General features: G+C 66.8%; 22 protein-coding genes. 15 read left to right on the forward strand and 7 right to left on the reverse strand.

The annotated features are described in order from the left end of the window. Positions 1 to 10: 10 nt before the first annotated feature. The 5 genes from ASF57_RS01335 (at position 11) to ASF57_RS01355 (ending at position 6,887) form a co-directional block, all read left to right on the forward strand. The gene (locus tag ASF57_RS01335) at positions 11 to 1,189 is read left to right on the forward strand and encodes a malate--CoA ligase subunit beta (protein WP_056189389.1); all 1,179 of its coding nucleotides are present in this window, start codon (positions 11 to 13) and stop codon (positions 1,187 to 1,189) included. An 18-nt stretch (positions 1,190 to 1,207) separates the two neighbouring features. After that, entirely contained in the window at positions 1,208 to 2,101 is an 894-nt protein-coding gene (gene sucD / locus ASF57_RS01340; RefSeq protein WP_056189386.1) for a succinate--CoA ligase subunit alpha, read from the forward strand. Between the two features lie 267 nt (positions 2,102 to 2,368). Continuing rightward, complete coding sequence (locus ASF57_RS01345; protein WP_056479113.1) at positions 2,369 to 5,128, forward strand: phosphoenolpyruvate carboxylase; 2,760 nt, start codon at positions 2,369 to 2,371, stop codon at positions 5,126 to 5,128. A gap of 130 nt (positions 5,129 to 5,258) precedes the next feature. Beyond that, the gene (locus ASF57_RS01350) at positions 5,259 to 6,233 is read left to right on the forward strand and encodes a CoA ester lyase (protein WP_056189381.1); all 975 of its coding nucleotides are present in this window, start codon (positions 5,259 to 5,261) and stop codon (positions 6,231 to 6,233) included. 219 nt (positions 6,234 to 6,452) lie between these two features. Further along, positions 6,453 to 6,887, forward strand: coding sequence for a heme-binding protein (locus ASF57_RS01355; RefSeq protein ID WP_056189378.1), 435 nt, complete (start codon positions 6,453 to 6,455; stop codon positions 6,885 to 6,887). A 128-nt stretch (positions 6,888 to 7,015) separates the two neighbouring features. Here the strand turns inward: ASF57_RS01355 and ASF57_RS01360 are convergent, their stop codons facing one another. After that, positions 7,016 to 7,882 carry a porin family protein gene (locus tag ASF57_RS01360; protein ID WP_056479116.1) on the reverse strand — a complete coding sequence of 289 codons (867 nt, stop codon included), beginning with the start codon at positions 7,880 to 7,882 and terminating at the stop codon, positions 7,016 to 7,018. Positions 7,883 to 8,131: 249 nt separating this feature from the next. Here ASF57_RS01360 and ASF57_RS01365 point away from each other — a divergent pair, with 249 nt between their 5' ends. Next, positions 8,132 to 8,311 (forward strand): hypothetical protein, encoded by a 180-nt coding sequence (locus ASF57_RS01365; protein WP_056189372.1) that lies wholly within the window; start codon positions 8,132 to 8,134, stop codon positions 8,309 to 8,311. Between the two features lie 216 nt (positions 8,312 to 8,527). Further along, complete coding sequence (locus ASF57_RS01370; protein WP_056189369.1) at positions 8,528 to 8,746, forward strand: hypothetical protein; 219 nt, start codon at positions 8,528 to 8,530, stop codon at positions 8,744 to 8,746. Positions 8,747 to 8,753: 7 nt separating this feature from the next. On the opposite strand, the gene ASF57_RS01375 is transcribed toward ASF57_RS01370, so the two are convergent. The 3 genes from ASF57_RS01375 to ASF57_RS01385 all read right to left on the reverse strand — a co-directional run bounded on the left by ASF57_RS01375 (position 8,754) and on the right by ASF57_RS01385 (position 12,817). Continuing rightward, entirely contained in the window at positions 8,754 to 9,599 is an 846-nt protein-coding gene (locus ASF57_RS01375) for a formate/nitrite transporter family protein (protein ID WP_056479119.1), read from the reverse strand. Between the two features lie 65 nt (positions 9,600 to 9,664). After that, positions 9,665 to 10,384, reverse strand: a complete 720-nt coding sequence (locus ASF57_RS01380; RefSeq protein WP_056189694.1) for a molybdopterin-binding protein — start codon at positions 10,382 to 10,384, stop codon at positions 9,665 to 9,667. A gap of 165 nt (positions 10,385 to 10,549) precedes the next feature. Then, a complete protein-coding gene (locus ASF57_RS01385; protein WP_056479122.1) occupies positions 10,550 to 12,817 on the reverse strand; it encodes a lytic transglycosylase domain-containing protein in 2,268 nt (755 codons plus the stop codon). A 186-nt stretch (positions 12,818 to 13,003) separates the two neighbouring features. Between ASF57_RS01385 and dapA the strand changes: the two genes are divergently transcribed. Both dapA and smpB read left to right on the forward strand, forming a co-directional pair. Beyond that, complete coding sequence (dapA, locus tag ASF57_RS01390) at positions 13,004 to 13,903, forward strand: 4-hydroxy-tetrahydrodipicolinate synthase (RefSeq protein WP_056189361.1); 900 nt, start codon at positions 13,004 to 13,006, stop codon at positions 13,901 to 13,903. Between the two features lie 80 nt (positions 13,904 to 13,983). Next, positions 13,984 to 14,457: an SsrA-binding protein SmpB gene (gene smpB / locus ASF57_RS01395; RefSeq protein WP_056189358.1), complete on the forward strand. Its 474-nt coding sequence runs from the start codon at positions 13,984 to 13,986 to the stop codon at positions 14,455 to 14,457. Between the two features lie 111 nt (positions 14,458 to 14,568). Here smpB and ASF57_RS01400 read toward each other — a convergent pair whose 3' ends face one another. The 3 genes from ASF57_RS01400 to rpoZ all read right to left on the reverse strand — a co-directional run bounded on the left by ASF57_RS01400 (position 14,569) and on the right by rpoZ (position 18,579). Then, positions 14,569 to 15,327, reverse strand: a complete 759-nt coding sequence (locus tag ASF57_RS01400) for an NYN domain-containing protein (protein ID WP_056480121.1) — start codon at positions 15,325 to 15,327, stop codon at positions 14,569 to 14,571. A 380-nt stretch (positions 15,328 to 15,707) separates the two neighbouring features. Further along, entirely contained in the window at positions 15,708 to 17,951 is a 2,244-nt protein-coding gene (locus ASF57_RS01405) for a bifunctional (p)ppGpp synthetase/guanosine-3',5'-bis(diphosphate) 3'-pyrophosphohydrolase (protein WP_056189352.1), read from the reverse strand. A gap of 217 nt (positions 17,952 to 18,168) precedes the next feature. Then, positions 18,169 to 18,579: a DNA-directed RNA polymerase subunit omega gene (gene rpoZ, locus ASF57_RS01410; protein ID WP_056189348.1), complete on the reverse strand. Its 411-nt coding sequence runs from the start codon at positions 18,577 to 18,579 to the stop codon at positions 18,169 to 18,171. 763 nt (positions 18,580 to 19,342) lie between these two features. Between rpoZ and ASF57_RS01415 the strand changes: the two genes are divergently transcribed. From ASF57_RS01415 to fabF, 6 genes are all read left to right on the forward strand, one after another. Next, positions 19,343 to 19,642, forward strand: a complete 300-nt coding sequence (locus ASF57_RS01415) for a hypothetical protein (RefSeq protein WP_056479125.1) — start codon at positions 19,343 to 19,345, stop codon at positions 19,640 to 19,642. A 227-nt stretch (positions 19,643 to 19,869) separates the two neighbouring features. Next, positions 19,870 to 20,592: a carbonic anhydrase gene (locus ASF57_RS01420; protein ID WP_056189341.1), complete on the forward strand. Its 723-nt coding sequence runs from the start codon at positions 19,870 to 19,872 to the stop codon at positions 20,590 to 20,592. A gap of 119 nt (positions 20,593 to 20,711) precedes the next feature. Further along, positions 20,712 to 21,653: an ACP S-malonyltransferase gene (gene fabD, locus ASF57_RS01425; protein WP_056479129.1), complete on the forward strand. Its 942-nt coding sequence runs from the start codon at positions 20,712 to 20,714 to the stop codon at positions 21,651 to 21,653. A 16-nt stretch (positions 21,654 to 21,669) separates the two neighbouring features. Beyond that, positions 21,670 to 22,410 carry a 3-oxoacyl-[acyl-carrier-protein] reductase gene (fabG, locus tag ASF57_RS01430; protein WP_056479132.1) on the forward strand — a complete coding sequence of 247 codons (741 nt, stop codon included), beginning with the start codon at positions 21,670 to 21,672 and terminating at the stop codon, positions 22,408 to 22,410. Between the two features lie 465 nt (positions 22,411 to 22,875). Continuing rightward, the gene (locus ASF57_RS01435) at positions 22,876 to 23,112 is read left to right on the forward strand and encodes an acyl carrier protein (RefSeq protein ID WP_018044468.1); all 237 of its coding nucleotides are present in this window, start codon (positions 22,876 to 22,878) and stop codon (positions 23,110 to 23,112) included. A gap of 83 nt (positions 23,113 to 23,195) precedes the next feature. Further along, the gene (gene fabF, locus ASF57_RS01440) at positions 23,196 to 24,458 is read left to right on the forward strand and encodes a beta-ketoacyl-ACP synthase II (RefSeq protein WP_056479135.1); all 1,263 of its coding nucleotides are present in this window, start codon (positions 23,196 to 23,198) and stop codon (positions 24,456 to 24,458) included. Positions 24,459 to 24,506: the final 48 nt, after the last annotated feature.

A 24,506-nucleotide genomic window follows, 5' to 3' on the forward strand; every position in this document is an offset into this window, starting at 1 on the left:
GAGAACGCTGATGGACGTGCACGAGTACCAGGCCAAGGAACTGCTTGCCGGCTTCGGTGTCGCCGTTCCAAAGGGCGCCGTCGCCTTCAGCGCCGATCAGGCGGTCTATGCCGCCACCGAGCTCGGCGGATCGTTCTGGGCCGTCAAGGCGCAGATCCATGCCGGTGCCCGCGGCAAGGCCGGCGGCATCAAGCTGTGCCGGACCTACAACGAGGTTCGCGACGCCGCCAAGGACCTCCTCGGCAAGCGCCTGGTGACGCTCCAGACGGGGCCGGAGGGCAAGCCCGTCCAGCGCGTCTATGTCGAGACCGCCGATCCGTTCGAGCGCGAACTCTACCTCGGCTACGTCCTTGACCGGAAGGCCGAGCGCGTCCGGGTCATCGCCTCCCAGCGCGGCGGCATGGACATCGAGGAGATCGCCGCCAACGAGCCGGAGGCGCTGATCCAGGTGGTGGTCGAGCCCGCCGTCGGCCTGCAGCAGTTCCAGGCCCGCGAGATCGCCTTCCAGCTCGGTCTCAACATCAAGCAGGTCTCGGCCGCCGTGAAGACGATCATGAACGCCTACCGGGCGTTCCGCGATTGCGACGGCACCATGCTGGAGATCAACCCCCTCGTCGTCACCAAGGACGACCGGGTGCTGGCCCTCGACGCCAAGATGTCCTTCGACGACAACGCCATGTTCCGCCGGCGCAACATCGCGGACATGCACGATCCCTCGCAGGGCGACCCGCGCGAGGCCCAGGCCGCCGAGCACAACCTCTCCTATATCGGCCTCGAGGGTGAAATCGGCTGCATCGTCAACGGTGCCGGTCTGGCCATGGCCACCATGGACATGATCAAGCATGCCGGCGGCGAGCCCGCGAACTTCCTCGATGTCGGCGGCGGCGCCTCGCCGGACCGGGTCGCCACGGCCTTCCGCCTCGTCCTGTCGGATCGCAACGTGAAGGCGATCCTCGTCAACATCTTCGCCGGCATCAACCGCTGCGACTGGGTCGCCCAGGGCGTCATCCAGGCGGCGCGCGAGGTGAAGATCGACGTGCCTCTGATCGTCCGGCTCGCCGGCACCAATGTCGAGGCCGGCCAGAAGATCCTGGCCGAGAGCGGCCTCGATCTCATCACCGCCAACAGCCTGTCCGACGCCGCCGCCAAGGCCGTCGAGGCCTGCGCCGCCGCCAAGAACAACCGCTAAGAGAGGGGAGGATACGTCATGAGCATTCTGATCGACGAGAAGACCCCGATCCTCATCCAGGGCATCACGGGCGACAAGGGCACCTTCCACGCCAAGGAGATGATGGAGTACGGCTCCAACGTCGTCGGCGGCGTCACCCCGGGCAAGGGTGGCAAGACCCATCTGGGCGTGCCGGTGTTCAACACCGTCAAGGAGGCCGTCGAGGCGACCGGCGCCACCACCTCCATCACCTTCGTGGCCCCGCCCTTCGCGGCCGACGCCATCATGGAAGGCGCCGATGCCGGCCTCGCGCTGATCTGCTCGATCACCGACGGCATCCCGGCCCAGGACATGATGCGGGTGAAGCGGTATCTGCGCCGTTACCCCAAGGATCGGCGCACCATGGTGGTCGGCCCGAACTGTGCCGGCATCATCTCGCCCGGCAAGTCGATGCTCGGCATCATGCCCGGCCACATCTACCTCAAGGGCAATGTCGGGGTGATTTCGCGCTCGGGCACCCTCGGGTACGAGGCGGCCGCCCAGATGATGGAAGAGGGCATCGGCATCACCACCTCGGTGGGCATCGGCGGCGACCCGATCAACGGCTCGTCCTTCCTCGACCATCTCGCCCTGTTCGAGCAGGACCCGGAGACCAAGGCGGTTCTGATGATCGGTGAGATCGGCGGCCCGCAGGAAGCCGAGGCCTCGGCCTGGATCAAGGAGAACATGACGAAGCCGGTCATCGGCTTCGTCGCCGGCCTCACCGCCCCGAAGGGCCGCCGCATGGGCCATGCCGGCGCGATCATCTCGGCGACCGGCGATTCCGCCGCCGAGAAGGCCGAGATCATGCGCTCCTACGGACTGACCGTTGCCCCGAGCCCCGGCGAGTTCGGTTCCACAGTGGCGCAGGTGATGCGCAAGCTGGCCGCGTGAGATCGAAAACCCTCTCCCATCCGTGGGGGAGGGTGGTCGCGGAGCGACCGGGAGAGCGGTAGGCCATCCGCGAAGCGGTCGCCTCCTCTGCCGCCTGCTCCGCAGGCACCCTCTCCCGCAGAGGGGGAGGAGGTCCGTCGCGCTTCCAGGCCCGAAGCTTGATCGTCCTGATCGCCGATCGCATGAGCCCGGCGGCTGCAACACACCAATCCATTGCCCGCCTCCGTCGCGGTCAATCGGCTGATACTCCCCTCGAGGTGGCCTTCGATGACGGATACCCTTCACGCCCCGGTCGGAGCCGTCGACCTCACCTTCGCGCCGCCCGTGATCACGGGCACCTCGTCGAAGGAAGCGCTCGACATCCTGTTCCATGCTCTCCTGGCTGTGGCGCGCCGCCATGAGCCCGAGCTTGAGGACGTGCTGCACGGCCGCGCCAACATCTCGGAATTCTCGCCCGAACTTCTGGCCCGCGCGCTGCAGGTGCAGGGCATCTGGTTTCAGCTTCTCTCGATCGCCGAGCAGAACGCCGCCATGCGCCGGCGCCGGCAGGTGGAGCGCACCAAGGGCCGCGAGGCGCTGGGCGGCAGCTTCAGCGCCGTCCTGGCCGACGCGGCGGCGAACGGCATCAAGGCGCCGGAGATCCACGCGCTGCTCAAGGACCTGCGCATCCGCCCGACGATCACCGCGCATCCCACCGAGGGCAAGCGCGTCACCGTGCTGGAGAAGTTCCGCCGCATCTACCTGGTGCTGCGTGAGCTGGAACTGCCGCGCTGGACCGAGCGCGAGCGCAACGGCCTGATGAACGAGTTGCGGGACCAGATCGAACTCGTCTGGATGACCGGCGAACTCCATCTGGAGAAGGCCACCGTCGAGCGTGAGGTCGCCTGGGGGCTGCACTTCTTCGACGAGACGCTGTTCGAGATGCTGCCCGAAGTGCTCTACTCCCTGGAGGAGAGTCTGGCACAGTATTACCCCGACGAGAAGTTCGAGGTGCCGGCCTTCTTCCAGTTCGGCTCCTGGATCGGCGGCGACCGCGACGGCAATCCGTACGTCACCTCCTCGGTCACCCGCACCACCCTGCAGCGTAACGCGCTCGCCTCCCTTCGGCGCTACCGTGACGGCGTCACCGCGCTCGGACGGACGCTGTCCCTCACCGAGCGCTCGCTGCCGGTGCCGCCGACCTTCAAGGCCGAGCTGGCGCAGATGCTCGCCGAGAGCGGTGACGGCCGCGCCATCGCCAACCGCAACCCGGGCGAGGCCTATCGCCAGTTCCTCACCTGCATCCTGCGCAAGCTCGAGGCGACGATCCTGCGCAACAAGGGCCAGCGCTCGACCGGACCCGATTATCCGAGCGCCGACGGCCTCATCAACGACCTGCGCATTCTGGAACAGGGCCTCGCCGACGCGAAATGCGCGTCGCTGGCGGTCGACCTGGTGCGCCCGGTGCGCCGCATGGTCGAGATCTTCCGATTCTCCACCGTCCGCCTCGACTTGCGCGAGAACACCACCCGCACCACGAAGACCCTGCAGGCTCTGTGGGTTCAGTCGAACGGGCAGAACCGCACCCCGCCCGACGTCGATTCCCACGAGTGGAAGAAGTGGCTCATCGACGAGCTGGCCAAGCCGCGCACGGGCGAGCGCAGCTTCGAAGACCTGCCGGACGACGCCCGCGAGACCCTGGAGACCTTCGCGCTGGTCGGCGAGATGCGCGAGCAGCTCGACCGCGAGGCCTTCGGCTCGTTCATCCTGTCGATGACCCGCTCGGTGCAGGACATCCTCGGCGCCTATCTGCTGGCCAAGGAGGCCGGCAACTTCCTCGACGCCGCCGGCACCGAGATCTGCTGCCTGCCGGTGGTGCCCCTGTTCGAGACCATCGACGATCTGCGCGCCGCGCCGGCGATCATGAAGGAGCTGTTCTCGATCCCGGTCGTGCGCCGCTCCACCCGCTGGCAGGGCGGCGTGCAGGAGGTCATGATCGGCTACTCGGATTCGAACAAGGACGGGGGCTTCGTCGCCTCGAACTGGGAGCTGTACAAGGCGCAGGACAAGCTGACCCAACTCGGCAAGGCCTCCGGCGTGCCGATCGCGTTCTTCCACGGCCGCGGTGGCTCGGTCAGCCGTGGCGGCGCCCCGACCGCGCGGGCCATCGCGGCCCAGCCGCCCGGCTCGATCAACGGCCGCTTCCGCACCACCGAGCAGGGCGAGGTGGTCTCGTTCAAATACGCCAACCGGGGCACCGCCGCCTACCAGATGGAGCTTCTGGCCTCCTCGGTGTTCGAGCACGCTTTGAAGTCGGAGCGCGAGGCCGCCAAGATCCCCCGCAACGAATTCGACGACTGCCTGGAGGCGCTGTCCGGCGCCTCGCGCGCGGCCTACGTCAACCTGATCCAGCACCCCGATCTGGTGACCTATTTCGGTGCCGCGAGCCCCCTCGACGAGATCGCGCTTCTCAACATCGGCTCGCGCCCGGCCCGCCGCTTCGGCGCCCGCTCGCTCTCCGATCTGCGCGCCATCCCGTGGGTGTTCGCCTGGTCGCAGAACCGCCACGTCATCACGGGCTGGTACGGCGTCGGTTCGGGCCTGAAGAGCTTCCTCGACGTGCGCGGTCAGCAGGGCGAGGCTCAGCTGAAGCGCCTGTTCGCCGAATCGAAGCCGTTCCGGCTCATCCTCGACGAGGTCGAGAAGACGCTGCTGATGGTCGATCTGGAGATCGCCCGCGATTACGCGAGCCTCGTCCCCGACGAGGGCGCGCGCAACAGCATCTTCCCGCTGATCGAGGCCGAATACGCCCTGACCCGCGAGATGGCCCTGCGGGTCAGCGGCGGCAGCGAACTGGCGGAGCGCTTCCCCCTGTTCCGCGATCGCCTCAACGGGCGCCTGCCGACGATCAACCAGGTCAGCCGCGAGCAGGTGGAACTCCTCCGCCGCTTCCGCTCGGAAGAGGACGAGGACCAGCGCGAGGCGGTGAAATCCGCCTTGCTGCTCTCGATCAACTGCATCGCCGTCGGCTTCGGCGCGACGGGGTGAGGATGCTGTCAGGAAACCGAGGGCCGCCCCAGGCCCTCGGGCTTGCGCTCAGGCGCATCCGGACCGGTATGGTGGCCCGACCGTCGGGTCTCATGAACGACCAGAACACTCCCAACAGGAAGGAATCCCAATGAGCTTCACCCTGATCCAGCAGGCCACCCCGCGCCTTCACCGTTCGGAGCTCGCCGTTCCGGGCTCCAACCCGACCTTCATGGAAAAGTCCGCCACCTCGAAGGCCGACGTGATCTTCCTCGATCTCGAGGACGCGGTCGCTCCGGACGACAAGGAGCAGGCCCGCAAGAACATCATCCAGGCGCTCAACGAGATCGACTGGGGCAACAAGACCATGATGATCCGCATCAACGGTCTCGACACCCACTACATGTACCGCGACGTGGTCGACATCGTTGAGGCCTGCCCGCGCCTCGACATGATCCTGATCCCCAAGGTCGGCGTGCCGGCCGACGTCTACGCCATCGACGTGATGGTGACGCAGATCGAGCAGGCCAAGAAGCGCGAGAAGAAGATCGGCTTCGAGGTCCTGATCGAGACCGCGCTCGGCATGGCCAACGTCGAGGCGATCGCGACCTCGTCGAAGCGCCTCGAAGCCATGTCGTTCGGCGTCGCCGATTACGCCGCCTCGACCCGCGCCCGTTCGACCGTCATCGGCGGCGTCAACAAGGACTACTCGGTCCTGACCGACAAGGACGAGTCCGGCAACCGCGAGACTCATTGGCAGGACCCGTGGCTGTTCGCCCAGGCCCGCATGATGGTCGCCTGCCGCGCCTACGGCCTGCGTCCCATCGACGGCCCCTTCGGCGACTTCTCCGATCCGGACGGCTACACCTCTGCCGCCCGCCGCTGCGCCGCGCTCGGCTTCGAGGGCAAGTGGGCGATCCACCCCTCGCAGATCGATCTCGCCAACGAGGTGTTCACCCCGTCGGCCGCCGAAGTCGACAAGGCCCGCCGCATCCTGGCGGCCATGGAAGACGCCGCCAAGGCTGGCAAGGGCGCCGTGTCCCTCGACGGCCGCCTGATCGACATCGCCTCCATCCGCATGGCCGAGGCACTGATCGAGAAGGCCAACGCGATGTCGGCGAGCTGACACGCGAGCGACCAGACGAATTAACCCGCACCTTGGCCGCCTCTTCGGGGGCGGCCCTTTTGTTTGGCGAGGGTTCTGGGGATGCCAGGGCACCGAATCGGGCCCTCGTCCGTTAGCAGACCGCCGTCATCGGCAAGCGTTGCTGAAAATCTACAAGATCAGCGTGTCACGCTCTCGCATGACACGACACCACGACCAGGTATTCAGGGAGATCCGATCATGCACGTGACCATCGAAGACGCGCACAAGGCTATCGAGGCGGCGCGCGCCAAGGCCGTCGAGCTCGGCACGCAGATGTGCATCGCCGTGGTTGATTCGGGTGGAAACCTGAAGGCGTTCTACCGGATGGACGGCGCCTGGGTCGGCTCCATCGACATTTCGCACAAGAAGGCCAAGACCTCCGTGTTCTTCGGCATGATGACCGGCCAGATCGGCCAGCTCTCGCAGCCGGGCGGGCCGCTTTACGGCATCGAGCACTCGAACGACGGGCTCATCACCTTCCCGGGCGGCATCCCGATCGTCGACAAGGACGGTGAGATGTCCGGCGCCATCGGCGTCAGCGGCTCCACCGTCGAGAACGACCACGCGGTGGCCCTGGCCGGTGCCAGCTCGATCGGATCGACGGAACTGCCTGCCCACCCCTGGCGGACCTGACCCGACCCCGTCACCGACGCGGGCGATCCGGCACCGAACAGCAAAAAGCCCCGCTCGCGAGAGCGGGGCTTTTCTCGTCCGGGACGTCCCGGTCCGGCGACCCCGCAGGGCCGCCGGACCGAATGATCCTAGTACGAGCCGAACTTGTAGTTGAAGCCGGCCTTGATGAGGTTGCCCTCGGTGTTGAAGCGCGAGGTGTACGAGCCGGTGGCGGGCGCACCCAGACCGGTGTTGTTCACCAGCACGTTGCGGCTGCCGAGGTCGTAGCGCAGGTACTCGGCCTTCAGCGTGATGGCGCTGGCGCCGATGAGACCGCCGATGAAGTTGAAGCGGTTCAGGAAGCTGTCGGTGGGGATCGCGTACTCGACGCCGCCGCCGTAGACGTAGCCCGTCTCCATGCCCTTGTAGCGGCCGAAATAGGCGAGCTGGCCGGCAGTGTTGAAGAAGTCGGCCTGATACTTGACCTCGCCGTAGGCGAAGCCGCCGGTCCCGTAGACCAGGAACCGGTCGAAGGCATAGCCGAGGCGGCCCTGGACGGTGCCGAGGTAGTTCAGGCGGTTCCGGTAGCTGCTCGGATCCGGGATGAAGTTGTTCTGCGCGATGGCCGGGCCGAGATAGTCGCGGCGCTTGCCGATATCGGTCCAGGTCACGTCGGCCTCGGCGCCGATGACGAAGCCGGAGCCCGGGGTGAGCTGATAGTTGTAGCCGATGCCACCGCCGATGTTGCCGATGCCGTCCTGCTCGGCCTTGAAGTTCGGCGCGCGGCGGCCGAGGGCCACGTTGTTCGCGGTGTTGACGTTATTGCCCAGCGTCCGGATGTTCTGGCTGTCGCTGAAGGTGTAGGAGCTGTGCGTTCCCACGTAGATGCCGGTCCAGGTAAAGACCGGGATCGGGGTGAAGACCGGCGCCACTTCGCGGCGCGGAAGGTCAGCAGCGTTGGCCGCGCCGAGGGCGACGAGCGAAGCAACGCCGGCCAGGAGGAATTTTGAGATCATCGGGGTGTCTGTCCCAGGGTCGGAGAGTTGTTGGCCAAGCTATCCTCGGTTGTTCATCTCGACTATGCCCCGCAAGACACACCCCCCTCGGAAGCGTCTCAGGCCGTACCGAATTTCTACGCCCGGACTTCGCGGATCGGAGAATGTGGGACGATGCGCGAGGCGGTGCGATGCGGAATCCGACAACGGCCGGTTAAGCACGTTGCGCTAGATCGATCCGGCACCCCTCCAGCCGTGACAGGAGCGACGATGACACGGGACCAGCTCGCCGCCGAACTGAAGCGCATCGCCACCGACCAGGTGAGCGACATCGAGCGCGCGGTGAAGGACGGCCACAAGACGATCGCGCTGAACGAAATCGCCGATCTCAACCGCAACCTGAAAGCCCTCGCGGCGGCCGTCAAAGGAAAGGGGCTCGTGCGAGCCTGAAACCGCCTCGTGCAAGCCTGAAACCGGCTTGTGCGCGCCTAAGAATCAACGCGTGCGCGCTGCGGAAAGCGCGTGCGTTTCTTAACGATCCCGCGCCGACACATCGTTCTGTGGCGGCGCCTTTCGAACCGACCTCGGGGAAAACCTGCGAATCCCGGTTGACCCACCCTGGCGGGTCAGACCATGTTCCTGATCTGTTCTCAATCAGGATCCGCGATGCAGCCTCGTCCCAACACCCTGTCCGAGTGGGCGGCTCCGGCGGAGGCCATCGTGTCCGCTTACCTGGAGGAGGCTGGCGGCGATGCGATCCTGGCCCTGCACCGCGCCGTGGCCGATGCCCTGACGGATCTGTGCGAGGCGGAGCGGCGAACCCTGCGGCGGGACCGCCTGATCTCGCACGGCTACGTCCGGGGCCGGGCGGATTCCGCGGGCTGAGCCCAGCTCACGCCTCGCCGTCCGATTCCTTCTGGGCCTCGACCTCCGGAGCGACCTGGCCGAAATTGAGCACCGCCACCAGGGCCGTGCCGCCGAAGACGTTGCCGATCAGCGTCGGCAGGAAGAAGCGCCAAACATAGTCGACCATCGAGGCCTCGCCGGTGAAGACGAGGTAGAACGTATCCACCGATCCGGCGACGATGTGGCTGAGGCCGCACATCGAGACCAGCCACGTGATCAGGATGATGACGAACACCGCCGCCGAACCGGTCGCGGGCAGCATCCAGACCATCAGGGCGATGAGCCACCCGGCGAACACCGCCTTGATCACCGTGGTGGCGAAGGCCGAGGCCAGCGCGTGATGGCTGATCTGCGTGAAGGCGGCATGGAGGCCGGGTTCGAAGGCGTCCGAGAAGGCGAGCACCGCCGCGATCGCCGCCGTGCCGACGATGTTGCCGAAGAGCACGATGCCCCACAGGCGCAGCACCCGCCACAGGGTCGTCCGGCTTCGATCGTGCAGGAGCGGAAGGATCGGCGTCAGCGTGTTCTCGGTGAAGAGCTGCTGGCGCCCGAGCACCACGATGAGGAAGCCTGTGGCGTAGCCGAGGCTCGTGATCAGGCTGGCCCAGGGAGCCTCCGGCAGATGCGCCTGGAGCACCCCGGGCACGATCAGCGAAAAGCCCATCGAGAGGCCGGCCGCGAGGGCCGAGATCAGCAGCGCGCCGCCACGCCGCCGCAACTCCTCGTCGCCCTCGCGGCGGATGACCTCGTGCAAGACGAAGGCGTCCGGCCGGCCGCTCTCGGCCACGCTCTCCGCTTGTTCGGCATCCTCGTTCTCCGTATGCTCCGCCATCGTGTCCGCTCCACAGGTCGCATTGATGCAAGCGGGTCACGGCGGCCCGGGTTCGGGCGGTCGCGTCAAATCCGCAAGGTGGCGAGCAGCGCCACGATCTCGGCCTTCGCCCGCGCGACGGCCTCGGCGTCCTTGCCCCGCACCACGATGCGGTTGGCGAACCCGGTCTGCGTCATCGACGGATACGACCCGATGGAGACAGCCCCGTGCGCCTTGGCGATAGCGGCGAGGCCGCCCGCATAGGTGCCCTCGGGCATGTTGCCGGCCTCGATGGTTTCCGACAGCACCCTGGCGCCGGTGTCGAGGGTCGGGCCGATCGTATCGAGCATCGCCTGCATGATCGCCGGCACGCCCGCCATGACGAAGACGTTGCCGATGCGGAAGCCCGGCGCTTTCGAGATCGGATTGGCGATCAGGTCGGCGCCGGCCGGGATGCGGGCCATGCGCAGACGCGCCTCGTTGAGGTCTTCCGGCTTGTGGCGCTCCAGCAGCATCGCCTTGGCGCGCGGGTCGATGTCGATCGTCACCCCGAAGGCGGCGGCCACGCAATCGGCGGTGATGTCGTCGTGGGTCGGGCCGATGCCGCCGGTGGTGAAGACGTAGGTGTAGGCGTGCCGGAGCGCGTCGAGGGCGGCGACGATGCGGTCGGCCTCGTCGGGAACGATCCGCACCTCCTTCAGGTCGATGCCGATGGCCGTGCAGTAATCGGCGATGGTGCCGATGTTCTTGTCCTTGGTCCGCCCGGACAGGATCTCGTCCCCGATGACCAGGATTGCGGCCGTGATGACATTGCGAGCAGCGGGTTCGGGGGCAGCGGCTTCGGCGGTAACCGCTTCGGGGAGGACGGTTCGGGTTTCGGTGGAATCGGTCACGGCATGTCCGGGGCAGGCGGCTGAGATCCTGCCACCTAGCGCGGCAAGGCCGCGCTGACCACGTCGGTCCACGCCGGGTCAGCGCGCCCCGCGCTGGAGGTCGCCGTCGATCAGGAGCGCGCTCTTGCCGTCGAGGCGGTTGCGATAGACCTGCAGGTTCTCCATCACCCGCTGGACGTAGTTGCGGGTCTCGGTGAAGGGGATGCGCTCCACCCAGTCGATGGGGTCGACGCCGCCCTTGCGCGGGTCGCCGTAGGCGTCGATCCACTTCTTCACGTTGCCGCCGCCGGCATTGTAGGAGGCGAAGGCCAGGATGTACGAGCCGCGCCAATCCTCCATCAGCTCGCCGAGATGGGCTTGGCCGAGTCGGGCGTTGTAGGCCGGGTCGCTGGTCAGGCGGTCCTGGTCGAAGCTGGCGCTGACGCGGCGCGCCGTGCGCTGGGCGGTCGCCGGCATCATCTGCATCAGGCCGCGGGCGCCGACGCTCGATTGCGCCTGCGGGTCGAACTGGCTCTCCTGGCGGGCGATGGCGAAGACCATCGCCTTCTCCACCAGGGGCACGGCGGCGGAGGCCTCGTAGTTCGGAATGCCGATGGTCGGATAGGCGTGGGCGTCCAGGGGCAGGCCGCGCTGAACCGCGGCCTTGCCGATGGCCACGAGGGCGCGGGAGTTGCGCTGCTCGGCCGCGATGTTGCCCAGCGCTTCGAGTTCGGCGGCATCGGTCAGGCGATTGGCCGCGTCGATGTAGAGGGGCAGCGCGAGATCGCGGATCGCCGCGGCTTCCAGCATCTTCAGGGCGCGCACGTAGAGGCGCTGGTCGAAGGCGCCCTGCTGCTTGGCGTCGAGGTTGGGAATGCTGCGCAGCGACAGGCTGGAGCGCCCGAGCTTGGTGCGCGCCAACTGCCCGTAATAGGCGATCGGCTGCAGGGCGGCCCGCTCGTAGAAGGTCTTGGCGGCCTCGGCCTGTCCCAGGGCCTCGGCCGCGCGACCCTGCCAATAGGCGACGCGGGCGAGCGAGATCGGGGTCTCGGCGATCTCGGCCGCTTCGGCGAAGTGCCCGGCTGCCTTGGCGGCGTCGTCCTGGAACCGCAGGGCGATCCAGCCGGCGTGGAACGCGGCCTCGATTCGCTTCTCCACCGTGCGGGCGCAGGGAGCGCGGGCGACCGCGTAGGCACCCGCGGGGTCGTTGGTATCGATCAGCTTGCGGGCCACGATCCGGCGCTCGACCCACCACTCGTCGCCGTCGACCAGGACATCCCCGTTGGTCGGCGCGGTCGCCAGCATCGCGGCCGCCTCCGCGAACTTGTCATGGCGGCGCAGGTACTGGGCCCGTGACAGGATGTAGGATGAATCGCTGCGCAGCGACGGCGGCACCGCGTTGAGGGCGGCGGGCGCGGACGAACTCTTGTCCTCCACTGCGCGGCGGGCGCGCACCAGGGTGGCGTAGCTGCCGCCGGCCAAAGCCGCGGCGCGCCCGGCGGTGTCGTAATCCTCCTTCAGGAGCGCGCGCTCCATCCGGTAGCGGTGATCGATTCGGGTCAGCACCGTCGGAAAGGCGTCGACCACCTTGGTCTCGAGGTTCCGGCCGAAGGTCTCGGACCGCCACAGGTCGCGCACCAGCGCGGCTGCGTCCTCGTCGAGCCCGTCGGCCTTGAAGGCGAGCGCCAGGGCGAACTTGCCCGGCGCACTCGCGGGCTTCGCTGCGGCAAAGAACGCCCGCACGGTCGCGGCATTGCGGCGCTCGGTCAGCAGGGCCTCCTCGGCCCGGCGCCGGAGCAGCGGGCCGGCCGGCCAGTCGGGATGGAGGCGGGTGAACGACACCGTGCGCTCGAAGCCGATGCCGGCTCCCGCCCGGATCGCCACCCATTCGAGGAGCGCGCGGGCGGCCGGGTCCTTGAAGCCGTCGCGCAGGCGGTCGCCCTCGGAGACGCGGCCCTTGCGGTAGGCATCGATGGCCTGCCGCAGGGCCGGCAGGTCGATATCCGGCGCCACCTGGGCGGCGCGGGCCGAGTCCGGCACCTCGGGGATCGGGGCGACGGGGGAGACCGCCGCATCGGGGAGCGGAAATGCGATGCCGGCCTCGGGGTCGGCCGACGCGTAGGCCTTGGCGGCGGCCGGGAGGGCCTGGCTCGGGGCGGCCTCCGGCGCCTTCGCGTCGATCTTGAGGGCGTCGGCCGCGACCGGATCGGGGATCTTGGCGTCCGGCAGGGCGGCGGAGGGCGCCACCGCATCGCTCGCCGGCCGCAGGCTCGGCTCCCCGTCCGGCCCGGCAGAGGCCGCGAGGGCGCCGGCCGAAGCCAGGCTGAGGGCCAGCATCAGGGCTGCGCGCTGCGTCGAGAACACCATGGTTCTTCCAGTCCCATCACCGTGGACAGACCATCAAGCTCACCCAAAGGGCATTAAGAAGGCATTAACCCCGGCAAAGCAGCGTTTGCGCCGGTGCGGGCGAGCGCCTATGTCTGCCCGTCCGCGACACGCGGTGCCGCTGCCGGAACACCGGCCATGACAAGACCGACGGCTGGGAACGCCAGGATGACCGAGACCTCCACCCGACGCCTCCGGGGCGCGATGACCGCGCTCGTGACCCCGTTCAAGGACGGGGCCTTCGACGAGGCCGCTTTCCGCAAGTTCGTGAACTGGCAGATCGCGGAGGGCATCCACGGGCTCGTTCCCACCGGCACCACCGGCGAGAGCCCGACCCTGAGCCATGCCGAGCACGACCGCGTGGTCGAGATCTGCATCGAGGAAGCGGCCGGCCGCGTGCCCGTGATCGCCGGCGCCGGCTCCAATTCCACCGCCGAGGCGGTGTCCCGCGCCCGCCACGCCGAGAAGGCCGGGGCCGACGCGGTGCTGGTGGTGACGCCCTATTACAACAAGCCGACCCAGGCCGGGCTCTACGCGCATTTCAAGGCCGTCAACGATGCCATCGGCATCCCGATCATCCTCTACAACATTCCCGGGCGCTCCATCGTCGACATGAGCGTCGAGACGATGGCGCGCCTGTACGAACTCAAGAACATCGCCGGCGTGAAGGATGCCACGGCCAAGCTCGACCGTGTCAGCCTGCAGCGCCAGGCGATGGGCGAGGATTTCATCCAGCTGTCCGGCGAAGATGCGACGGCGCTCGGCTTCAACGCCCAGGGCGGCTGCGGCTGCATCTCGGTGGTGTCCAACGTGGCGCCCCGGCTCTGCGCCGACCTCCAGGACGCGACGCTCGGCGGCGATTACGCCAAGGCGCTGCAGATCCAGGACCGTCTGATGCCGCTCCATGCCAGCATGTTCGTCGAGCCGAACCCGTCGCCGGCGAAGTACGCCCTGGCGCGCCTCGGCCTGATGACCGACGAGGTGCGGTTGCCGCTCCTCCCGGTCGGCGACGAGACGAAGGCGCTCGTGGATGCCGCCCTGCGCCATGCGGGCCTGCTCGACGCCTGAACCATCTGGCAAATCGGCGACGACGAACCATATTCCTCGGCCCGGTCGCGACTCTGCGACCGGCCTGACCCGACGTTGTGATGGCTCCCAAACCTGAATCGAACCGCCGCGTCGTCGCCGACAACCGCGCCGCCCGCTACCATTACGAGATCACCGATACCCTGGAGGCCGGGCTCGCGCTGACGGGCACCGAGGTCAAATCCCTGCGCAAGGGCAAGGCGACGATCGGCGAGGCCTATGCTGGTCCGTCCGGCACCGATCTGATGCTGTTCAACGCCTACATCCCCGAATACGTCGAGGCGAACCGCTTCAACCACGAGACCAAGCGTCCGCGCCGGCTGTTGCTGCATCGCAAGCAGATCAACAAGCTGATCGGTGCGACCCAGCGCGAGGGCTTCACCGTGGTGCCGCTGAAGATCTACTTCAACGAGCAGGGACGGGCGAAGATCGAACTCGGGCTCGGCCGAGGCAAGAAGCTGCACGACAAGCGCGAGGCCTCGAAGGAGCGCGACTGGCAGCGCGACCGCGCCCGCATCATGCGCGACAAGGGCTAGGATCTCCGGGGCGAGGCTTGCGTCCACCCGAATCGATGAAAGATGCGAAAAGGCCGGGCGTCGCGAGACGCCCGGCCTTTCGTCTTTCGCACGATGGCTCGGCCTGAGGCTCTACGACTCCACCGGTTCGTCGCTCTGCCGAATGCCGTAGCGGCTTTCCAGGGCCGCAGCCGGGACCGGGCGCGCCGAGCGCTCCGGGGTTTCGCCGCGCGAGCGGGTGCCGGTATCGCCCGATCCACGATTGTCTTGGCTTCGGCTATCCTGGCTTCGGCTATCCTGACTTCGAGTATCCTGACTTCTGACGTCGGGATTGCGGCTGTCCGGCGCGCGCCCCCCGGTGCGTTCGCCGGGATCGCGCCCGATCCGCGGAATGAGCTGGGCGAGGTCCACGAACTCGTCGGCCTGCCGGCGCAGGTCGTCGGCGATCATGGCCGGCTGCGTCTGGATGGTGCTGACCACCGTCACGCGCACGCCGCGCCGCTGCATGGCTTCCACCAGGGAGCGGAAATCGCCGTCGCCGGAGAACAGCACCATGTGGTCGATTCGGGGGGCGAGCTCGAGGGCATCGATCGCCAGCTCGATGTCCATATTGCCCTTCACCTTCCGCCGACCCATCGAGTCGACGAATTCCTTCGCGGGCTTGGTGACGACCCGGAAGCCGTTATAGTCGAGCCAATCGATCAGCGGGCGGATCGACGAGTATTCCTGGTCTTCGACGATCGCCGTGTAGTAGAATGCCCGAAGGAGATTATCGCGGGACTGGAATTCCTTCAGCAACCGGCGATAATCGATATCGAAACCCAGAGCCTTGGTCGCCGCGTAGAGGTTTGCGCCATCGATGAATAGCGCGCTGCGCTGTTGTGCGCTCATGAACGGATCCATTTAATAGAGAAATATTGCAAGAAATAAGTTAGAAAAGTCCGGTGGATATTGGCAGGCTATGGAATTCTTGCGCAGACTTGATCTTGGGCGCCGGCAGACCAAAGCAGGGCGAAAAACGCCGAACGGCCTCTCAGCTCAGATATAACGCCTGAAATACCTATGTTTGTTTAAATCCTGCGGCGACAAAAAGTCAAATCTTCCTGTTGAACGCCACTTTGGCATGCAACTGCAAATATCAATCGATCTTAGCCCCGGGCATTGGGGGCGCTGTGCTGCGCCCCGTCACAACCCCGAGGCCCAGGCTGATCCGTCCTGAATCACCGAACGGATGCAGCACCATAGCCGAACAGGCCGCCCCGGGCACGCCGTCAGCCGTTCACCCGTTCGACCTTGTTCACCGTGCGCTTGCCGCGCAGTTCGGCGATGATCGCGTTGAGGTGCTTCAGGTCCCAGACCGATAGGTCGATGATGATCTGCGTGAAATCCTGGGTCTTCCGCTTCATCGAGACATTGTCGATGTTGCCATCGTGGTCGGCGATGACCTGGGCGATCTGGGCGAGAACGCCGGGCTCGTTGATCGATTGCAGGGCGAGGCGCGCCGGGAAGCGCTCGCTGGCCCCAGCCTCCACATCCCAGCGCACGTCGAGCCAGCGGTCGGGCTCGTTGTCGAAATCGGCCAGGGCGGCGGACTGGATCGGGTAGATCGTCACCCCGATGCCGGGCGTGAGAATGCCGACGATGCGGTCGCCCGGCACGGCGCCGCCATTGGGCGCGAAGCTCACAGGCAGGTCGCCGTCGAGGCCGCGGATCGGAATGCCGTCCGCGCGTCCGTGCTCGGCGGCGCGACCCTCCGGGAAGGTCAGCCGCATGGTCTGGTCCTTGGCGAGACTCAGGCGGCCGGCGCCGTCGCCGGAGGTCGGCTGCGGCAGGGGCGCGGGCGCCCCGCGGCGCTCGTCCTTGTGGTCGGGATAGACCGCGCGCACCACGTCGCCGGAGAACATCTCGCCCCGGCCGACGGCGGCGAACACGTCCTCCAGGCTCTGCCGGGCGAGGCGCGGCAGCGCCCCCCGCAGCTTGTCCTCGGAGAAGCTCTTGGCGGCGCGCTCGAAGGCCCGGTCGAGAATCTGGCGGCCGAGGCCCGCATATTGGCGCCGCACCGCCGAGCGCGTGGCCCGGCGGATGGCCGAGCGCGCCTTGCCGGTGACCACCAGGGATTCCCAGGCCGCCGGCGGCGCGGCGCCGTCCGAGCGCGCGATTTCGACCTCGTCGCCGTTGACCAGTTCGTGCAGCAGCGGCGCCATCCGGCCGTTGATCTTCACCCCGACTGCCGAATTGCCGACATCGGTGTGGACCGCATAGGCGAAGTCGATCGGGGTCGCGCCCCGGGGGAGGGCGATGAGCCGGCCCTTCGGGGTGAAGCAGAACACCTGGTCCTGGAAGAGTTCGAGCTTGGTGTGCTCCAGAAACTCCTCCGGGCTGTCGCCCTCGGCCAGCAGCTCGATGGTCCGGCGCAGCCATTGGTAGGCGCCGCTCTCGGTGGCGAGGCGGGGATGACCTCCGCCGATCTCGTCCTTGCCGCCGCTCTCCTTGTAATGGGCATGGGCGGCGATGCCGTATTCGGCGATCTCGTCCATGGCGGCGGTGCGGATCTGCAGCTCGACGCGCTGACTCTTCGGGCCGATCACCGTGGTGTGGATCGAGCGGTAATCGTTCTGCTTCGGCGTCGAGATGTAATCCTTGTACCGGCCCGGCACCATCGGCCAGCTGGTGTGGACGACGCCGAGCGCCCCGTAGCAATCGGCCAGGGTCTCGACCACGACCCGGAAGCCGAAGATGTCGGACAATTGCTCGAAGGCGACCGATTTGCGCTCCATCTTGGCCGAGATCGAGTAGGGCCGCTTCTGCCGGCCGGTGACCACCGCCTTGATGCCCTGGGCCGCGAGCTTCGCCGTCAGATCGTGCTCGATGCTCTCGACCAGCCGTTCCGATTTGGCCGAGAGGTCGGCGAGGCGCTGCGCGATGGTGGCGTAGATCTCCGGCTTCAGATTGCGAAGCGCCAGATCCTCGAGTTCCTCGCGCAGCTCCTGCATGCCCATGCGGCCGGCGAGCGGGGCGTAGATGTCGAGGGTCTCCTGGGCGATGCGCTCGCGCTTGTCGACGCGCATGTGGTGCAGCGTGCGCATGTTGTGCAGGCGGTCGGCGAGCTTGACCAGAAGCACGCGCACATCGGCCGCGACCGCCAGCAGCAGCTTGCGGAAGTTCTCACCCTGCGCCGCCCGCTTGGAGACGAGGTCGAGGCGCTTCAGCTTGGTCAGGCCATCGACCAGCGCCCCGATTTCCGGGCTGAAGATCTCGCGGATCTCGTCCAGGGTCGCGGCGGTGTCCTCGACGGTGTCGTGCAGCACCGCCGCCACGATGGTGGCGTCGTCGAGCCGGAGGTCGGTCAGGATGGCGGCGACTTCGAGGGGATGGGCGAAGAAGGGATCGCCGGAGGCGCGCTTCTGGGTTCCGTGCGCGCGCATGGCATAGACGTAGGCGCGGTTGAGCAGGGCCTCGTTCGCGGCGGGATTGTAGCGCTTGACCCGCTCGACAAGCTCGTATTGGCGCATCATCCGCCGGGAGACCCTTCCGCAACGCAACGCATCCGGCAGCGGATGCCGCTTCCCGATGTGTCCCGCATCGCACGCGTCCACGCCAGCCCCACGGCGTCGCATCCGCGGAAATTCCGGGACCCACCGCAGGAAAAGCGATTCTCCCGCTCCGATCGCGGCATGAAAAAACCCGGCGCGAAGGCCGGGTTCTCGTCGCTTCGTCGCGAAGGTGGGAGGCCTACTCGGCCTCTTCGTCCGTCTCGGTGGGCGGCGCCAGGTTCTCGAGGCCGCGCAGCAGGTCTTCCTCGCTCATGCGATCGAACTGCACCGCGCCGTCGTCGCTGGACGAGGGCGGGGCGACGGCGGCGGCGGCCGGCGAGCTCGACAGCAGCGGCACGGTCTCGGCCTCCGGCTCGTCGACCTCGACATATTTCTGCATCGAGTGGATGAGCTGTTCCTTCAGGTCATCCGCCGTGATCGTCTCGTCGCCGATCTCGCGCAGGGCGCAGACGGGATTCTTGTCGCGGTCGCGGTCGATAGTCAGCGGGGCGCCGGCAGCGAGCAGGCGCGCCCGGTGGCTGGCCAGCAGAACCAGCTCGAAGCGGTTCTCGACCTTGTCGATGCAGTCTTCAACGGTGACGCGAGCCATGGCGGACGGCTCCTTCCTCGGACGGAATTTCTGGGCTGAGCCCGATACATACACCCCTTGGCGCCGGGCAACAAGCGGTGGCGAAATCCATTCGCCTATCCCCGGGACCGGCACTATCGTCGGCGGGCGATCCTCCTCTCACCGGCGAACGGAATCCCGACGCTTTTCGAAGGCCCGCTTGGAACGCGCGTTGGTCCGGTCGCCGAGGACAAGTTCATAACAACCGGAGGAGAGACTGTTTTGAATCGCGACGGACGTCCACGCTGCGCGTCCTCTGCTAACGAAATTTAAAAGTCGGAAACATTCCCAACGGCGCCAATCTCAGCAGCACGTTGCGATCGAAGCCAACCACGACAAGAGAATAGACTCTTTCTGGACATCGAGCATCCAGCTCTATGAATCCTTGGTAGGAATCATCATGGAATAGATATCAGCAATAAATCAAATTAATATTTTAATGATTGAAACGTAATATTCGTTCATCAAATTTATATACGTATTAAAATATAGAAAATTGATTCACTAAATTATAATTACCTATAAATAGCTAGATAATTCAATCACAATAAGTGGCGTCGACGTCTGTACGGTGGCGATTTTGGTCGAATTGAACCGATCAATCAACCTTTTGGGTTGCCGCGATAGACAGATCAAGGCTATTGAAGAACGACACTGAATAAGTTTTTGGGTTATTTTCGGAGCAGCCCTTGAGCGATAAGCAATAAAGGCGTGTTTGTTTGAGCGAACGCTACGGAGATCGTCAATGAGGCAGGGTAACCTTGGATTGCTGCTACTTCTGATGGCCGCACCGTCATTTTGCATGGCCTTCATTACTGCGCTTGTCTTGTCGAATGAAATTAAAACCTTATTTTATTTTGTGATTTTAGCGACTGCGCTTCTTTTGATAATGCTTATATATTTCTATGTGTATTACTACCTATCAATCGAGATGGTCATTATTCTAACGATTGGTGTCCCGCTGACGGCAGGATCTATTCTTGGATCCATCTCAAGGATCGGCTTTCTCTTTGTGCGCGACTGGTTCAGAAAGACCCGGATCTGAAAGGCATCCACGCGATGGATTTCGTAACGTAAAGACGTTTTGAAGAACAGGGCGGATCACAGTACACCGGATATCCCACCCTATTCCATCCCATGGCCCACGTTCATCGATCCCCGGCAATCCCATCGCCATCCCCCGCATAACGCCTCAGGGACCCTCCGCGTGGACCGGTTATAAAGGAGACGAGTCGCGGCGAAGAACCGGCGCGGCCGGGGGACGAACCGACCATGACTGCACATCTCACCCGCCGTGGCCTTCTCGGCTGCGGCTGCGCTCTCGGGGCCGCGTGCTTTGCCGCGACGGCGCTGCCGAATCTCAGTCTCGCGGCGGTCCCGTCCTCGAAGAAGACGACCCTGACCGCCGATCAGGCGCTGGAGGCCCTGAAGGAGGGCAACCGGCTCTACCAGACCGACAGTCCGGTCCGGTCGGTGCAGGGCCGCGAGCGCCGGATCGAGATCGCTCTGGGTCAGACGCCGTTCGTGGTGCTGGTGAGCTGCTCCGATTCGCGCGTCTCGCCCGAGATCCTGTTCGGGCGCGGCCTCGGCGAGCTGTTCATCGTGCGCAATGCCGGCAACTGCGTCGACACCGCGGCCCTCGGCTCGATCGAGTACGGCGTCTCGCAACTCGGCGTGCCGCTGGTGCTGGTGATGGGCCACAGCCGCTGCGGCGCCGTCGAGGCCGCCATCGACGTCGTCAAGAACAACACCGTCTTCCCGGGCTCCATCGGCCGGATGATCGAGCCGATCGTGCCGGCGGTGCTGTCGCAGCGCGACGTGCCGGGCGATTTCACCGAGAACTGCGTGCGGGCCAACGTCAACCGGGTGGTGGAGCGCCTGCGCAGCGCCTCCGAGCCGTCGCTGCTCGATCCGCTGAGGGCCGGCAAGCTGCGCATCGTCGGGGCGTCCTACAGCCTCGATTCCGGCACGGTCGACTTCTTCAACCAGGGCTGACACCCGCCCGCCTCGCTGCGGCGCCATGTTGACACAGGTGGCGGGCGGTGCGACTGCGCCGCCCTTCCGGTTTGGGCTATCCGGGCCGGGCAATCCCGGCCCGACGACGAGGAGATCACATGGCGCGCGCTTGCATCTTCCCCGGCCAGGGCAGTCAGGCCGTCGGCATGGGGCGAGCGCTGGCCGAGCACTTCCACCAGGCCCGCGACGTGTTCGCGGAGGTCGACGAAGCCCTGAACCAGCCGCTCTCGCGCCTGATGTTCGAGGGGCCGATGGAGGACCTCACCCTCACGGCCAATGCCCAGCCGGCCCTGATGGCCGCCAGCTTGGCGACGCTGCGCGTGCTGGAGGCCGAGCGCGGCCTGGACCTGAAGCGCGACGTCGCCTGCGTCGCCGGGCATTCGCTGGGCGAATACACGGCCCTGTGCGCTGCGGGTACCTTCTCCATCGCCGACGCCGCCCGGCTGCTGCGCATCCGCGGCACCGCCATGCAGGGCGCCGTGGCTCCGGGAGAGGGCGCCATGGCGGCGCTGATCGGCGCCGATGCCGACATCGCCCAGGCGATCGCCGCCGAGGCGGCCGAGGGCGCGGTCTGCGAGGTCGCCAACGACAATGGCGGTGGCCAGGTGGTGCTCTCCGGCGCGAAGGCGGCGGTCGAGCGGGCCGTCGCCCTAGCGCAGGCGCGCGGGATCAAGCGCGCGGTCATGCTCAACGTCTCGGCCCCGTTCCACTGCTCGCTGATGGCCCCCGCCGCCGAGGCCATGCGGCAGGCGTTGGCCGAGGTCGCGATGCACAGCCCGGTGGTGCCGGTCTACGCCAACGTGCGGGCCGCCCCCCTGTCCGATCCGGCCGCGATCCGCGAGGCCCTGGTGGCCCAGGTCACCGGCACCGTGCGCTGGCGCGAATGCGTCGCCGCGATGGCGGCCGCCGGCATCGACCAGTTCAGCGAGATCGGCACCGGCAAGGTGCTCACCGGCCTCGTCAAGCGCATCGCCCCCGGCGCCGTCGCGGGCGCGGTCGGCACGCCCGACGACATCGCTGCCTTTCCCGCCTTCGGCTGAACCTCGAGGAACGCCCATGTTCGACCTGACCGGCCGCAAGGCCCTCGTCACCGGCGCCACCGGCGGCCTCGGCGGCGCCATCGCGCGGGGCCTGCACGCGCAGGGCGCCACGCTCGCCATTTCGGGCACCCGCCAGCCGGCCCTGGAAGCCTTCGCGGCCGAACTCGGGGGCGAGCGCGTCCACCTCGTGCCGTGCGATCTCTCCGACAAGGCCTCGGTCGAGGCGTTGATCCCGGCTGCCGAAGCGGCCCTCGGCGGCCTCGACATCCTGGTCAACAACGCCGGCATCACCCGCGACAACCTCGTGCTCCGCATGAAGGACGACGAGTGGGATGCGGTCATCGCCGTCAACCTGTCGGCGGCGTTCCGGCTGTCGCGGGCGGCGGTGAAGGGCATGATGAAGCGCCGCCACGGCCGCATCGTGAACATCGGCTCGGTGGTGGGCGCCACCGGCAATCCGGGGCAGGTCAACTACGCCGCCGCCAAGGCCGGCCTCGTCGGCATGACCAAGGCGCTGGCCGCCGAGGTCGCCACCCGCAACCTGACGGTCAACTGCATCGCGCCGGGCTTCATCACCTCGCCGATGACCGACGCGCTGAACGACAAGCAGCGCGACGGCATCCTCACCCGCGTGCCCATGGGCCGCCTCGGCACCGGCACCGACATCGCCGCGGCCGCGATCTACCTCGCCTCCGACGAGGCCGCCTACGTCACCGGCCAGACGCTGCACGTGAACGGCGGCATGGCGATGTATTGATGCCGGGCGCCTCTCTCCTCTCCTCCCCCTTGTGGCGGGCAGCGGCGCCGCCCCACCCCTGGCCCCTCCGCACAAGGGGGAGGAGCCCGGTTTTTGCTGCACCGCACAGGGGATAATTTTGGGGACCGGCTCGAAAAGGCCACACCGATGAACGGGTTGTGAACCGCCCCTCGCCAGCGTCGGAACCCTGTGTTAACACCCCGGCTGCCGTGCGAGGGGGGTGCCGATTCAGCGTGTTGCGGAGGTTGGAAAATCACGGGTCACCGACTGGACAAGTCCGGTGACTTGACCGAAACGCGCGATCGATCACACCGGCCGCTCCATCCGACAGTCAGTCCCGGGACGGGACGGCGGCCACGGCACCTTCAAAAACAAGACCTCCCAGAACAAGACCTCCACCAGCAAGACTCTTCACACAAAGATCCTTGCACCATCACGACCTTGAAGAGCTAAGGACCAAGACCGATGAGCGATATCGCTGAGCGCGTGAAGAAGATCGTTGTCGAGCACCTCGGCGTGGAGCCGGAGAAGGTGGTCGAGGGCGCGAACTTCATCGATGATCTCGGCGCCGACAGCCTCGACACCGTCGAGCTCGTGATGGCGTTCGAGGAAGAGTTCAACGTCGAGATCCCCGACGATGCCGCCGAGACCATCCAGACGGTCGGCGACGCGGTGAAGTTCCTCGAGAAGAACTCCGCTTAAGGCCACGGATCGCGCGTGCGCGGGGCCGATCCGGGCCCCGCACGCCATTCGTTGTGATGACAGGACCGGTTCGGGATAGCGCGATGCGTCGGGTAGTGGTGACGGGCTTGGGGATGGTGACGCCGCTGGCCAGCGGGGTCGAAGCCACCTGGAGCCGGTTGATCGCCGGCGAGTCGGCGGCCAAGGTCGTGACGGCGTTCCCCGTCGACGATCTGGCCTGCCGCATCGCCTGTTCCGTGCCCTTCGGCGACGGCACTGACGGCAGCTTCAATCCCGACGCCTTCATGGAGGCCAAGGAGCAGCGCAAGGTCGATCCGTTCATCGTCTACGCCATGGCGGCCGCCGGCGAGGCCCTGAACGATGCCGACTGGCACCCGACCACCTACGAGGACCAGTGCGCCACCGGCGTCATGGTCGGCTCCGGCATCGGCGGCATCGGCGGCATCTACGACGCCTCGGTGACCCTGCACGACAAGGGCCCGCGCCGCATCTCGCCCTTCTTCATTCCCGGCCGCATCATCAATCTGGCCTCGGGCCAGATCTCGATCGCGCATGGCCTGAAAGGCCCCAACCACGCGGTGGTGACGGCCTGCTCCACCGGCGCCCACGCCATCGGCGACGCGGCCCGGCTGATCCAGTTCGGCGATGCCGACGTGATGGTGGCGGGCGGCGCCGAATCGCCGGTCAACCGCCTCGCGCTCGCGGGCTTCGCCGCCTGCCGCGCCCTCTCCACCGGCTTCAACGACGACCCGACCCGCGCCTCGCGCCCCTACGACAAGGACCGCGACGGCTTCGTCATGGGCGAGGGCGCCGGTGTCGTCGTGCTCGAGGAATACGAGCACGCCAAGGCTCGCGGCGCCAAGATCTACGCCGAGGTGATCGGCTACGGCCTCACCGGCGACGCCTACCACATCACCTCGCCGGCCCCGGACGGCGACGGCGCCTTCCGCTGCATGAGCGCCGCCGTGAAGCGCGCCGGCATCCAGGCCAGCGACCTCGACTACATCAACGCCCACGGCACCTCGACGCCCATGGGCGACGAGCTGGAGCTGAAGGCCGTGGAACGCCTGCTCGGCGACCACGCCGCCCAGGCCTCGATGTCCTCGACCAAATCCTCGATCGGCCACCTCCTCGGCGCCGCCGGCTCCGTGGAAGCGATTTTTTCGATTTTGGCCATCCGCGACGGCATCTTGCCCCCGACCCTCAACCTCGACAATCCCTCCGTCGAGACCGCCATCGACCTCGTGCCGCACGAGGCCAAGCGCAAGCGGGTGGATACGGTGCTGTCGAATTCGTTTGGGTTCGGTGGGACGAATGCGAGCTTGGTGATGCGGCGGTTGGATTAATATCAAGGCAATCGTTCCAATCTTTGAGAGACATCTCTGCGATACGAC

The organism is Methylobacterium sp. Leaf117, from assembly GCF_001422985.1.
Lineage (GTDB): Bacteria > Pseudomonadota > Alphaproteobacteria > Rhizobiales > Beijerinckiaceae > Methylobacterium.

Excerpts from the sequence above, each read along its gene's own strand:
- ASF57_RS01335 (WP_056189389.1), top strand. The coding sequence starts at position 11 with ATGGACGTGCACGAGTACCAGGCCAAGGAACTGCTTGCCGGCTTCGGT.
- sucD (WP_056189386.1), top strand. The coding sequence starts at position 1,208 with ATGAGCATTCTGATCGACGAGAAGACCCCGATCCTCATCCAGGGCATC.
- ASF57_RS01345 (WP_056479113.1), top strand. The coding sequence starts at position 2,369 with ATGACGGATACCCTTCACGCCCCGGTCGGAGCCGTCGACCTCACCTTC.
- ASF57_RS01350 (WP_056189381.1), top strand. The coding sequence starts at position 5,259 with ATGAGCTTCACCCTGATCCAGCAGGCCACCCCGCGCCTTCACCGTTCG.
- ASF57_RS01355 (WP_056189378.1), top strand. The coding sequence starts at position 6,453 with ATGCACGTGACCATCGAAGACGCGCACAAGGCTATCGAGGCGGCGCGC.
- ASF57_RS01360 (WP_056479116.1), bottom strand. The coding sequence starts at position 7,882 with ATGATCTCAAAATTCCTCCTGGCCGGCGTTGCTTCGCTCGTCGCCCTC.
- ASF57_RS01365 (WP_056189372.1), top strand. The coding sequence starts at position 8,132 with ATGACACGGGACCAGCTCGCCGCCGAACTGAAGCGCATCGCCACCGAC.
- ASF57_RS01370 (WP_056189369.1), top strand. The coding sequence starts at position 8,528 with ATGCAGCCTCGTCCCAACACCCTGTCCGAGTGGGCGGCTCCGGCGGAG.
- ASF57_RS01375 (WP_056479119.1), bottom strand. The coding sequence starts at position 9,599 with ATGGCGGAGCATACGGAGAACGAGGATGCCGAACAAGCGGAGAGCGTG.
- ASF57_RS01385 (WP_056479122.1), bottom strand. The coding sequence starts at position 12,817 with ATGGTGTTCTCGACGCAGCGCGCAGCCCTGATGCTGGCCCTCAGCCTG.
- dapA (WP_056189361.1), top strand. The coding sequence starts at position 13,004 with ATGACCGAGACCTCCACCCGACGCCTCCGGGGCGCGATGACCGCGCTC.
- smpB (WP_056189358.1), top strand. The coding sequence starts at position 13,984 with ATGGCTCCCAAACCTGAATCGAACCGCCGCGTCGTCGCCGACAACCGC.
- ASF57_RS01400 (WP_056480121.1), bottom strand. The coding sequence starts at position 15,327 with ATGAGCGCACAACAGCGCAGCGCGCTATTCATCGATGGCGCAAACCTC.
- ASF57_RS01405 (WP_056189352.1), bottom strand. The coding sequence starts at position 17,951 with ATGATGCGCCAATACGAGCTTGTCGAGCGGGTCAAGCGCTACAATCCC.
- rpoZ (WP_056189348.1), bottom strand. The coding sequence starts at position 18,579 with ATGGCTCGCGTCACCGTTGAAGACTGCATCGACAAGGTCGAGAACCGC.
- ASF57_RS01415 (WP_056479125.1), top strand. The coding sequence starts at position 19,343 with ATGAGGCAGGGTAACCTTGGATTGCTGCTACTTCTGATGGCCGCACCG.
- ASF57_RS01420 (WP_056189341.1), top strand. The coding sequence starts at position 19,870 with ATGACTGCACATCTCACCCGCCGTGGCCTTCTCGGCTGCGGCTGCGCT.
- fabD (WP_056479129.1), top strand. The coding sequence starts at position 20,712 with ATGGCGCGCGCTTGCATCTTCCCCGGCCAGGGCAGTCAGGCCGTCGGC.
- fabG (WP_056479132.1), top strand. The coding sequence starts at position 21,670 with ATGTTCGACCTGACCGGCCGCAAGGCCCTCGTCACCGGCGCCACCGGC.
- ASF57_RS01435 (WP_018044468.1), top strand. The coding sequence starts at position 22,876 with ATGAGCGATATCGCTGAGCGCGTGAAGAAGATCGTTGTCGAGCACCTC.
- fabF (WP_056479135.1), top strand. The coding sequence starts at position 23,196 with ATGCGTCGGGTAGTGGTGACGGGCTTGGGGATGGTGACGCCGCTGGCC.